The sequence below is a fragment of the Chelatococcus sp. HY11 genome, from assembly GCF_018398335.1.
In the GTDB taxonomy this organism is placed as follows: Bacteria; Pseudomonadota; Alphaproteobacteria; order Rhizobiales; family Beijerinckiaceae; genus Chelatococcus.
The window spans coordinates 4,508,987-4,521,160 of record NZ_JAHBRX010000001.1 but is presented as its reverse complement, the minus strand read 5'-3'; the positions used below and the strand labels follow the sequence as shown (position 1 = coordinate 4,521,160).

The 12,174-nt window shown below is 64.4% G+C and carries 6 protein-coding genes; 3 read left to right on the top strand and 3 right to left on the bottom strand.

From position 1 onward, the window contains the following. Positions 1-67 precede the first annotated feature (67 nt). Both KIO74_RS20630 and KIO74_RS20625 read right to left on the bottom strand, forming a co-directional pair. On the bottom strand, positions 68-1,498 hold the full coding sequence (locus KIO74_RS20630; RefSeq protein ID WP_213333694.1) for a circularly permuted type 2 ATP-grasp protein: 1,431 nt from the start codon (positions 1,496-1,498) through the stop codon (positions 68-70). A gap of 515 nt (positions 1,499-2,013) precedes the next feature. Continuing rightward, positions 2,014-3,810: a M3 family oligoendopeptidase gene (locus KIO74_RS20625; protein ID WP_213333693.1), complete on the bottom strand. Its 1,797-nt coding sequence runs from the start codon at positions 3,808-3,810 to the stop codon at positions 2,014-2,016. A 372-nt stretch (positions 3,811-4,182) separates the two neighbouring features. Between KIO74_RS20625 and KIO74_RS20620 the strand changes: the two genes are divergently transcribed. Beyond that, the gene (locus KIO74_RS20620; RefSeq protein ID WP_213333692.1) at positions 4,183-5,676 is read left to right on the top strand and encodes a sigma-54-dependent transcriptional regulator; all 1,494 of its coding nucleotides are present in this window, start codon (positions 4,183-4,185) and stop codon (positions 5,674-5,676) included. 149 nt (positions 5,677-5,825) lie between these two features. Next, entirely contained in the window at positions 5,826-7,676 is a 1,851-nt protein-coding gene (locus KIO74_RS20615; protein WP_213333691.1) for a L,D-transpeptidase scaffold domain-containing protein, read from the top strand. A gap of 245 nt (positions 7,677-7,921) precedes the next feature. On the opposite strand, the gene KIO74_RS20610 is transcribed toward KIO74_RS20615, so the two are convergent. Beyond that, on the bottom strand, positions 7,922-9,526 hold the full coding sequence (locus tag KIO74_RS20610) for an FMN-binding glutamate synthase family protein (RefSeq protein ID WP_213333690.1): 1,605 nt from the start codon (positions 9,524-9,526) through the stop codon (positions 7,922-7,924). Between the two features lie 718 nt (positions 9,527-10,244). Here KIO74_RS20610 and mepK point away from each other — a divergent pair. Beyond that, positions 10,245-12,146 carry a peptidoglycan L,D-endopeptidase MepK gene (gene mepK, locus KIO74_RS20605; RefSeq protein WP_502762095.1) on the top strand — a complete coding sequence of 634 codons (1,902 nt, stop codon included), beginning with the start codon at positions 10,245-10,247 and terminating at the stop codon, positions 12,144-12,146. The last annotated feature ends 28 nt before the right edge of the window (positions 12,147-12,174 follow it).

The window sequence follows — 12,174 nt, the reverse complement described above, 5'->3', positions numbered from 1 at the left end:
CAGGTAGGCCATCGGCCTGGCGACGGCAGGGTCGCTCGCGAGCTGCCTCACCGAGGAGGTATCGGAATCATGCATCGAGCACCCATGTGTCTTTGGTTCCGCCGCCCTGGCTGGAATTGACGACGAGCGATCCTTCCTTCAGCGCGACGCGGGTCAATCCCCCCGGCACGATGCGGACCCCGTCCGTGCCGGTGAGCACGAAGGGCCGGAGATCGATGTGGCGCGGGGCGACGCCGGAGGCCACGAAGGTCGGGCAGGTGGACAGGGCGAGCGTCGGCTGCGCGATGAAGTTGTCGGGCGCATGTTTCAGCTTGCGGCGGAAGAGGTCGAGCTCCTTCACCGACGCATGCGGGCCGACGAGCATGCCGTAGCCACCCGAGCCGTTGACCTCCTTCACCACGAGCTCGCCGAGATGGTCGAGCACGTAGGACAAGGCGTCCTTCTCCCGGCAGCGCCAAGTGGGCACGTTGCCCAGGATGGGTTCCTCGCCGAGGAAAAAGCGGATGATCTCCGGCATGTAGCTGTAGATCGCCTTGTCGTCCGCGACGCCGGTGCCGACCGCATTGGCGAGCGTGACATTGCCGGCCTCGTAAGCGCTCATGAGCCCCGGGACGCCGAGGATCGAATCCGGCCGGAACACGAGCGGATCGAGAAAATCATCATCGATGCGGCGATAGATGACATCGACGCGCTTCGGCCCATCGGTCGTGCGCATGTAGACGATATCGTCGGTGACGAAGAGGTCGGATCCCTCGACGAGTTCCACCCCCAGCTTGTCCGCGAGGAAGGAATGCTCATAGAAGGCCGAATTGAACTGGCCCGGCGTGAGCAACACCACCGTCGGGTCCCGCCCCGCGCTGCTCGGCGCGACCGAGCGCATGCTGGCCAAAAGCGCGTCGGGATAGGTCTCGACCGGCGCGACCCGATGCGCGGTGAAGAGATTCGGAAACAGCCGCATCATCACTTCCCGGTTCTCCAGCATGTAGGAGACACCGGACGGCGTGCGCACATTGTCCTCGAGCACGTAGAACGTGCCTTCATCGACACGCACGAGGTCAATGCCCGCCATATGGACATAGATGCCATGCGGCACTGGCCGGCCCACCATCTCCAGCCGGTAGTAGGGATTGCGGTAGACGAGATCGGCAGGTACCACACCCGCCTTGATGCTCTCACGCGGGCCGTAGACATCGCCCAGAAAGGCGTTGAGAGCGTTGACGCGCTGGCGAAGGCCTTTCTCGACCCCCTCCCACTCCTTTTTCATGAGAACACGCGGGATGATGTCGAATGGAATGAGCCGCTCGCTCATTTCCGCCTCGCCATAGACGGCGAAAGTTATACCTATGCGCCGAAAAAACAGCTCCGCCTGACTGCGGCGAGTCGCGAGGAGATCGGCCGGGGTATCCTCGAGCCAGGTCCTCAATCGCTCATAGGCGACGCGAACATTCGTTTCCCCGGTGTGCGTGGTGAAACCATGCATCTCGTCGAAGGCCGTCATTTGGGATCGCCCTCCGTTTTATGGCAGCCGATTGGCTTGCCCCCACGATAGGGTTTTGCAATGCGCGTGCCAACAGTCGCATCGCAGGCATCGCTTTGAGGCGCAAGGATCCCGTAAATTGGGCAGAGCCAGCCGAAGCCTAAAAATTAGGCAATCACTCGAACATGCCGATCGCTCAGGCAATGGTGAGATTCTGGAAGTGCCGCGGCCGTCGGTGGAAACCCCACCCGACCTCGCTGACGCGAGGCCACCCTCCCCTTGAGGGGAGGGATCGCGGTGGCTGGCGCGGAGCGTTCAAGATCTCCGCCTATGCAGGTCAATCGGGGTCAGGAACCGCGGTGATTGACTAGCATGTCCCCCGTAAGGACCCGCGCCGATCCCTCCCCTTCAGGGGAGGGTGGCCTCGCGTCAGCGAGGTCGGGTGGGGTGCGACGCCGGTATGAGGCCGGAAACGATGCTCCGGCGCCCACGGCGGCGGCGTTTATCGCCCTTGAAACAAACAGGGCCCCTCACCGTCAGTCGTCCATCGCCTCCAGCTCATCGATGAGACCCGCGATCATCGACAGGCCTATCTGCCAGAAGGCTGGATCGCGCGCATCGAGCCCGAACGGCGCCAGGAGCTCCGTATGATGCTTGGTGCCGCCCGCCGAGAGCATGTCGAAATACCGCTCGACGAAGCCATCGGGCGTGCGCTGATAGACCCCATAGAGCGAGTTCACGAGACAATCGCCGAATGCATAGGCGTAGACATAGAACGGCGAGTGGATGAAATGCGGGATATAGGTCCAGAACGTCTCGTAGCCTTCACCGAGACGGATAGCCGGCCCCAGGCTCTCGCGCTGCACCTCGAGCCACATTTCGCCAAGGCGAGCCGAGGTCAGTTCGCCTTGCCGGCGCTCCGTATGAACCTTGAACTCGAAGCTGTAGAAGGCGATCTGGCGCACGACCGTATTGATCATGTCCTCGACCTTCGCCGCCAGCATCGCCTTGCGCTGGCTCGGCGCGGTGGTCTCGGCGAGAAGCTTCCGGAACGTCAGCATCTCACCGAAGACGGAAGCCGTCTCCGCGAGCGTCAATGGCGTCGGCGCCATCAGCGCGCCGTTCGGTGCGGCAAGCACCTGGTGGACGCCATGGCCGAGTTCATGGGCGAGCGTCATCACATCACGCGGCTTGCCCTGATAGTTGAGCAGCACATAGGGATGCGCCGAGGGGACGGTGGGATGCGCGAAGGCGCCTGGCGCCTTGCCCGGCCGCACAGGGGCATCGATCCAGCGTTCATCGAAGAAGCGCTTGGCGATATTGGCCATGCGCGGCGAGAAATCGCCGTAAGCGCCGAGGACGGTATCGCGCGCCTGCGACCATGGGATAGCGGGCAGGTCGAGCTTCGGCAGCGGCGCGTTGCGATCCCAGTGGTTCAGCGCGTCCATGCCGAACCAGCGCGCCTTCAGCGCGTAGTAGCGGTGGGAGAGGCGCGGATAGGCTTCGCGCACCGCGGTCACTAGCGCCTCGACGACCTCGGGCTCCACGCGATTGGCAAGATGGCGCGAGTCGGCCACGCCGGAAAAGCCACGCCAGCGATCCGAAATCTCCTTGTCCTTGGCAAGGGTGTTGGTGATCAGCGCGAAGGTCCGCAGATTCGCCTTGAACACCTCGGCCAGCGCATCCGCGGCGCGCTTGCGCACCGCGCCGTCCGGATCCTGCAGGCGGTTCAATGTCGGCTCAAGGGTCAGCTCCTGCCCATCGAGCTTGAAGCGCAGCGACGACATGGTCTCATCGAACAGTCGGTTCCATGCGCCGCGCCCGGTCACAGACTTCTCATGGAACAACTGCTCCAGCTTGTCGTCGAGCTGGTAAGGCTTGTCCTTGGCGATGTCCTCGATCCATGGGCGCCAATGAGCGAGCGGACCATCCTTCGTGGCCAGGCTCAACAGCGCCTCGTCGATGCGGTTGAGCTCCAGCGTGAAGAACAGGAGATCGGAACTCGCCGTCGTCAACCGGTCCTGGGTGTCCCCATAGAATTTGGCGCGGACCGGATCGGTGGTATCGCCGGCATAAACGAGCGAGGCATAGGCCATGATGCGCCCGAGGAGATCCTCCAGCGCTTCATAGGCCTTCAGCGGCTCGGCGAGCGCCGCGCTCGCGTCGGCGCCGCGGGCCAGCGCCTCAAGCTTGCCGCGATACGTCTCGGCGAATGACTTGCTCTCGGCTTCCGCCCTGGCGAGATCCGCAGCGAACGCCTGCGAATCCATACCCGGATAAAGTTGCGTCAGATCCCATTCCGGCAGCTGGTCCGCGGCATTCACAGTCGACATCGTCTCTCTTTCCTAGAGGTATTCGGGGTCGGGCCGCCATTCGTGCCATCGGCGTGCAAGGGGCCAGAACACGTCCTATTAATTGGGTCGCAAGAGCCTTTTGATCAATGCCCGCGATGCTGCGATTGATCAGCCAAGGTTTTCGTACGCGTCATTAACAAGAGCTTTACATTTGATGTGGAGCATTGGCCCGAAACGACACAGCACGATTCGGCAGCAATGTCGGCCCGGGGAAAGATGCTTGCGTGGGCGGGCTTGCGCGCAAGACTCTGTCCTCGACAGCCAACTTCACAGCAGGGATTGCTTCGCCCATGGGTATCGCCATGGGCGACGCGTCTATCTCGCCCTTCCCTCTAACCAACAACGGCCTGCATGACGAGCATCCTCATCGTCGATGACGACCCTGTACAGCGCCGCCTTCTCGAAGCGATGGTCCGCCGCTTCGGCTATGAGGCGGCGATCGCCGAAACGGGACAGGCCGCGCTCGATAGACTGAGCGAACAAACGGCGTCTCCCTTCGATCTCGTCGTGCTCGACCTCGTGATGCCGGATCTCGACGGCATGGGCGTTCTGAGCGCGATGCGCGAACGCGGGATCGACGTGCCGGTCATCGTACAGACGGCCCATGGCTCCATCGAAACGGTGGTCTCGGCCATGCGCGCCGGTGCAGCCGACTTCGTCGTGAAGCCAGTCGGCGCCGAGCGTCTCCAGTTCTCCATCAAGAATGCACTGCGCACCGGAGCGCTCGAAAGCGAAATCCGGCGCATGTCGCGGCGCGCCGCCGGCGCGCTGTCGATCAAGGACATCACGACCCGCAGCGCGGACATGGGGCGTGCGCTCAGGCTCGCCGAGCGTGCCGCGCGCTCGATGATTCCGGTCCTGATCGAGGGAGAATCGGGCGTCGGCAAGGAAGTCATGGCGCGTGCCATCCAGGGATCGGGAGAGCGTCGTGGCAAGCCGTTCGTCACTGTGAACTGCGGCGCCATCCCTGAGAATCTCGTCGAGTCCATCCTCTTCGGCCACGAAAAGGGAGCCTTCACCGGCGCCACCGACAAGCACGTCGGCAAATTCGTCGAGGCGAGCGGCGGCACGCTCTTCCTTGATGAAATCGGCGAGTTGCCCTTGGATGCGCAGGTAAAACTGCTGCGCGCCATTCAGGAAGGCGAGGTCGATCCCGTCGGTGGGCGCAAGTCGATCAAGGTCGATATCCGCCTCATCTCGGCAACCAACAAGAGCCTGCTCGATCTCGTGAAGCGCGGTCAGTTCCGCGAGGATCTCTACTATCGCCTCAACGTCTTTCCCATGACGCTGCCGCCGCTCCGGTCGCGACCGGAGGACATCCCCGGCCTCGCCATGACGTTCCTCGCGCGTTTCGCGGCGGAGGAAGGCAAGCGCGTACGTGGCCTGTCCCAGGACGCGCTGGACATGCTCGCCCGCTACACCTGGCCCGGCAATGTGCGCCAGTTGGAGAACGTCCTGTTCCGCGCCGTCGTCCTCGCCGATGGGGATGAACTGACGATGGCGGAGTTCCCCCAGATCGCCGCCCAGATGGAAGGCTTCGAGGTGCGCGTGCCTCCCGCCCCGCCCGCCGAGGCGGTGCCAGCCGCGCCCCCGCCGCAGGAAGTGGTGCGCGTGGAGGTCCGCGACCCCAGCGCGATTACGCTGCTCGATGGACAGGGCGAGCTCAGGCCGCTCGAGGAGGTCGAAGCAGAAGCTATCCGCTTCGCCCTCCGCCACTACCGCGGCCACATGTCCGAAGTTTCGCGGAAACTCGGGATTGGTCGGTCCACGCTTTACCGAAAACTCAAGGATATGGGGTTATTGGACAACGTGGACGGGGGCGAGCCAGCCGCTGACCCCGGCTAGGGGATGTGTCCCCCGGGACACGGCGCGTCGGCAGTTTGCACCAAACCTCGCCCACCGGGCTCCAGCGGGTTGTCACATCCTCTGGATACCGCCATGAAACTTTTCTCAGTCGCGTCGATCGTGATGGTCGCGCTGATAGGGATATTGCGATGCGGATTGTTTGCACCGGGACTTTGATACTCGGTCTCGGAAGCCTCGGCCTCGGTCTGTCCATAGCCCCCGCCATGACACCCATGGCCTTCGCCCAGGATGCGCCGCCGGCAATCACCGACAATGCCGCGACGCTCGCGCCGCCTTCGGCTTCATCCGTGATCGAACTGAAGCCGGCAAACGAACAGCCCGCCGCGATCGGCAATGAGGGTTCCGCCCCGCAATCTGCCTCGACCGCGGCGATGGTTGAGCCCGAGGTATCGCGGGATAAGCCGGGAAGTGCGCCCGCGAGCCAGAGCGACGGAATTTCCACCGGTTCCCTCGCCACGCCCACGGATAACGCCACCGTGGTCTTCCCGGAGATCGCCGTTCCAGACGTGGTCGTCTCCATTCCTGCGGAGAGCAAGGGCCCGATCGCCAGCTATCTCGACACGCAGCCAGTCCCGGGTCCGGCGCGGCTCGGCAAGGCGGAACGTGAGGCCATCGGTGCCTATTATGCCGAGCGCGCCTTCATGCCGCTCTGGCTGAACGGCGACACATGGACAGCCGGCGCCCGCGCCTTGATCGCGACGCTCGAAAAGGCTGGCGAGGAAGGGCTGGACGCGGCCGACTATCCGATCCCGATCATCAATGTCCTGCCGAAGACCGATCGCGCGGAAGCACTCGCGGAAGCGGACCTGAAGCTGTCCGCGCTTGCGGTGACCTATGCCCGCGACGCGCGCGGCGGGCGTCTCAATCCGCGCCGCATTTCAGCCCTGATGACACCGACGCTCGATCTGCCCGCGGCGGATGAGGTGTTGCGGCGCCTGGCGGATGCAGGCGACACGGGCGAGGTGCTTGCTGACTACAACCCGCCGCAACCGGGCTATCAGGCCCTCAAGGCCAAGCTCGCGGAGGTCCGCGCGGCGCATCCCACGACACCGATGGTCCGCGTTCCCCAGGGGCCCGCGCTGAAAGTCGGCATGCGTGACCCGCGCGTGGCGCTGGTCCGCGCGCGTTTCGGCCTGGAAAGCAACGACGCGATCACCTATGACGAGCGGGTCGCGGCGGCGGTCGCCACCTTCCAAAAGGAAAATGGCCTGCCCGCGAACGGCGTGCTGAACCGCCAGACGGTCGCGGCGATGTCCCCGCCTTCGACGCAGCGGCTCAACGAGGCCGACATTCTCGTCAACATGGAACGGTGGCGGTGGTTGCCCCCGACGTTTTCCGATCGCTACCTGATCGTGAATATCCCTGCCTACAGCATGGATCTCATGAAAGGAGGCGAAGTGGAGCAAACGACCCGTGTGATCGTCGGCAAGCCGGAATCGCCGACGCCGGTCTTCTCCCACGTGATGCAGCACGTCATCGTCAATCCGTATTGGAACGTGCCGCCATCGATCCTGCGCAAGGAATTCCTGCCGGCGCTGGCAAAGGACCCGGACTATGCACGCCGCCGGGGCTACGAAGTCATCCGACGCGGCAACTCCATCTCGGTCCGGCAGCCGCCGGGTGAGCGCAACGCGCTCGGCTTTATCAAGTTCATGTTCCCGAACGACCACGCGGTCTATCTGCATGACACGCCGAACCGCAGCCTCTTCAATACCGAGCGTCGCGCCTACAGCCATGGCTGCGTGCGCGTGGAGCAGCCGTTTCGGCTGGCGGAGCTCGTGCTGGGCAAGGACTGGACGGAAGAGCGGATGCGCAAGCTCATCGGCAAGGGCGAGCGCCTGATCAAGCTGCAGGAGCCTCTGCCGATCCACCTCGTTTATTTCACCCTCTCGGTGGACAACGGCGGCCGCGTGACCACGCGCAATGACATCTACGGCTTCGATCGCCGCATGAAGCAGGCCCTCGATATCGCCGGATAAGGCTCCCGGCCTTAAACTCCGAGATGCGGGCGTGTCCGCGTCCACAACCACCGCGTCATTCCGGGGCGGGCCGAAAGGTCCGAGCCCGGAACCCATGAACGCGACCGTCAATCGGTAGCGGGCACAGTTCGACGCGTCTTCTTGTCAGACCTCGTGTTTATGGATTCCGGGCTCCTCGCTGAGGCGGCGCCCCGGAATGACGGCGGGATTGCATCCAAAAACAGCCGTTTCTATAGCCCGCTCCGTCAGGCCCGCGCGAAGCTCCCCGCCTGCGCCAAGTCCCAGTTGTCCTGGTAGAAGGTCGCCGCTGCCCGCCGTTCGATGAGGTCGTTCGGTTCCGCGAAATAGTGCATGCGATCGAACTGCCGGAGCTCGGTGGAACTGATCCGGTGCACCAGATGATGCGGGCGCAGGTCATCGGGATGGCTCAGCCCGGCGGCGCCCAGCATGTCAGCCAGCGCCTGCACCGTCCGCTGGTGATAGCTCCTGACCCGCTCGGCCTTATCCGGCACGACAAGTGCGCGGCTGCGCTTCAGATCCTGGGTTGCGACTCCCACCGGGCAGCGATTGGTATGGCAGCTCAGGGACTGGATGCAGCCCAGGGCGAACATGAAGCCCCGGGCCGAATTGACCCAGTCGGCGCCAATTGCGAGGACCGCGGCGACGTCGAAGGCGCTGACCAGCTTTCCGGCAACGCCAATCCGCACTTTATCGCGCAGCCCGGCGCCAACCAGGGTGTTGTGCACGAAGAGCAGGCCTTCGCGCATGGGCACGCCGATGTGGTCGCTGAATTCGACAGGCGCCGCGCCAGTGCCGCCTTCGCCGCCGTCGATGACGATGAAGTCGGGAACGATCCCCGACGCCCGCATGGCCTTCACGATGGCCATGAATTCCCAGGGCAAGCCGATGCAAAGCTTGAAGCCCACCGGCTTGCCGCCGGAGAGTTCACGCAGCGTCTGCAGGAAGGCCATCATCTCCAGCGGCGTGTTGAAGGCCGAGTGCCGCGCGGGCGAAACGCAATCGACGCCGATCGGCACGCCGCGCGTGGCGGCGATTTCGGGGGTGACCTTGGCGCCGGGCAGAACCCCGCCATGGCCCGGCTTCGCGCCCTGGCTGAGCTTCAGCTCGATCATCTTGACCTGCTGCGACCTGGCCTGCGCGGCGAAACGCTCCGGATCGAACCGGCCATCGCTGTCGCGGCAACCGAAATAGCCGCTGGCGACCTGCCAGACTATGTCGCCACCGTTTTCGCGATGGTAGGGGCTGATGCTGCCTTCACCGGTGTCATGATAGAAGCCACCGAGTGCCGCGCCCCTGTTCAGCGCGCGGATGGCATTGGCGGACAGGGCGCCGAAACTCATGGCCGAGATGTTGAAGATGCTCGCCGAATAGGGCTGACCGCACTGGTCATTGCCGATGGTGATGCGAAACTTGTTGGGATCGGGCGTTTCAACCGGCGTCAAAGATTGCTGGATGAACTCATAATCGTTGGCATAGACGTCCATGAGCGTGCCGAAGGGATGGTCGGACGGCGCCTCCTTCGCGCGGCGATAAACGAGCGAGCGCTGCGCGCGCGAAAAGGGGGCCGCCTCGGTCTCGTTTTCCAAAAGATACTGACGGATCTCCGGCCGTATCATCTCGACCAGCCAACGCACATGGCCGATGACGGGATAGTTGCGCAGCACCGAATGCTGCGTCTGGACAAGATCCCAAACGCCCAGAAGCGACAGTCCGGCGAACACGGCGAGAAGGATCAGCCCCCAAAGGCCGCCTGGCCCAAGCAACAGGGCCGCGAGAAAACCCAACACGCAGAGGACAAATGCGGTGTAGCGGCCAAAGCGGATTTTCATCGTTCCTCCCTTAGCGCCGCGCTCGGTCACGACTTTGGGCCGAGGGCCAAGATCAGATGCCCCGGACCCGAGAAACATGTCCGTAGCCTGTTGAATGAAGCCGATGCTCATCGAGAGAGCCAGAACAAATCGCTGGCGAGGATTGACGCATGCTGGCGTGGACGCGTGGACAGTTGCCACGGTGAAGCCACCGGAACCCCGTCGTCATTCCGGGGCGGGCCGCAGGCTCGAGCCGGAACCCATGAACACAACGCCAGACAGATAGAGTGCCGCATCCGACATGTCTTCTGGCCCGACGCCGTGTTCATGGTTTCCGGGCTCTTCGCTGACGCGAAGCCCCGGAATGACCGCGACGACCTTCGGCAAGGCTGACGCGACCAACTATCCACGCAGCCTAGACGGTTAAGTCGAGGCACCGGCCCTCAGCCTTGTGGAAAAGGGCATGCGTTCCTCGTGACCCAACGGTTGCAGACTGCCGCCTGCTTTTGAAAAGGGGCGAATCACCCTGCGCCTCCTGCGCAGTGATTCGTCCATCCAGCGGTGACGAGAAACGCCGGCCCTGAAAAAGGCTTTTTTCCAACGTTTGTTGCCCGGCGAAGTGGCAGCTTGCCCAATCGGCAAGCTGCAGTTAACCTGCCGTTAAGTCTTCTCGGCAAGAGTCTCCGCCTATTGTTCAGCCGCCACAGTTCTCATCTGCGCCGCCAGCGGCGCGGAGATCGTGGCTTCGCAACAGACGAGTTCACTTTTGCGACTTACTCACGCAGAACAGGCCCCCCGGTGGCGCCGACTGTCTCGTCTTATCTGCGGCTTGGTCGTCGCGGGCAGCGCTCTGATTGCCGGCACGTCTGGTCTGCAAAACGCCGTGGCCAACGGCGACACACGCACCATCTCCCTGGTTCACGCCCATTCCGGCGAATCATTGACCGTCACCTTCCGTCGTAACGGCTCCTACGATCGTGACGCGCTGCGGCAGCTCAACCATCTGCTGCGCGACTGGCGTAACCAGGACTCCACGTCCATGGATCCGAAGCTCTTCGACATCCTGTGGTCCGTCCACCGCGAGGTAGGCTCCGGCAGCGCGATCCAGGTTTTCTCGGCCTATCGGTCGCCGGATACGAACGCCATGCTGCGCCGCCGCTCCAGCGCCGTCGCCAAGAACAGCCAGCACATGGAAGGCAAGGCGATCGACTTCAACCTGACGGACGTGAGCATGGCCAAGGTTCGGGCGATCGGCATGCGTCTGCAGCGCGGCGGTGTCGGCTATTACCCGAACACCCCGTTCGTGCATCTCGACACCGGCAGCGTACGCTCCTGGCCGCGCATGCCGCGCGTCCAGCTCGCCCAGCTCTTCCCGGACGGGCGCACCGTCCACATTCCCGCCGATGGCAAGCCCATGGCCGGCTATGATCTGGCTGTGGCCGATATCGCGGCGCGTGGCGACCGCGTCGCCGGCGTCGCCTATGCCGACGCGAGCGCTTCTCCGGGACGCCGTCGCAGCCTGTGGGCCGCCTTGTTCGGCGGCGATGAGGAGGAAGACGAGGAGGTCGTGGCACCGTCGCGTGCCCCGCGCCGCACCGTTGTGGCCGCACGCCAGCCAGTGCCGGCGCCGCAGCCCGCCGCCCAGCAGCAGGTGGCCTACGCCAGCAGCGACAATGCCAACACGACGAGTTTCTTCCTGCAATCGGCCAATCGTCCGCAGGCCACGGCGGCGGCTCCGCGTCCGCAGTCCGCGCCGGCACCACAGCCTGCTCCCGCCCCACAACCGGCTCCTGTACAGGTCGCGGCGGCGGTGCCAACGCCGCCGCGCGTGACACAGCCGGCGATGTTGCAGCAGCCGCTTGAGCTCAACGCGCTCTCCAACCCGAGAACCGCCGCGCCGACCATTCCGACCCAGCTTCCTGTCGCGCGGCCCGATGATCTGACACCGCCCACGTCAGGCCAGGCCGTCGCGTCTCTGGCGCCTCCACCCACGCCGTCCTTCGCCAATATTCCACTGCCGCCGCAGCGGCCGAACGAGGCGAATGCGGCTGTTCAAACGGTCGCCCAGGCGGCCGCCCCGGTTGCGGCCGCGCCGACCTTGGTGGACTTGCCGTTGCCGCCGGTACGCCCGATCATGAACGCGGCAGCCGACGCCAATTCATCAGCGCCACAGAAGCCTTCCGAAGCGCAGATCGCCCTTGCCGCCATCGCGCCAGCCACGGCGGAGGCGGCGCCCACCGCGGCGGCCCCCATGGTCATGTCCTTCGCCCCGGTCTCGCATCCCGCCCCGCCCACGCGTCCCGCCGCGCCTCAGCCGGTACGGACAGCGCAGATCGAAAGCGAGACATCCAGCCCGCAGGTTACGGCCGCGACCAGCCAGGCACGCCAGCCGGCCGAGCCCGCGAATCCGCTGCAGCCACTGTTCCGGGCTGAAATCACGCACACGCGCCTGGCCAGCAAGCCGACGGTCGTCGTTGCGCAGCCAAAGCTCGTCGCGGTGGCCGACAGGCCCGTCGCGCAGAAGCCGGCGCAGGTTGTTGCTAATTCCTTCGCGCAGAAATCCGGCGACGACCTCAGCATCACGCGTTTCAGCGGACCGGCAGTCAAGCCGCTCAACACCGTTCAGTTCTCGACGCGCTGAACAGCCCATCTGTCCGACGATAACGCGG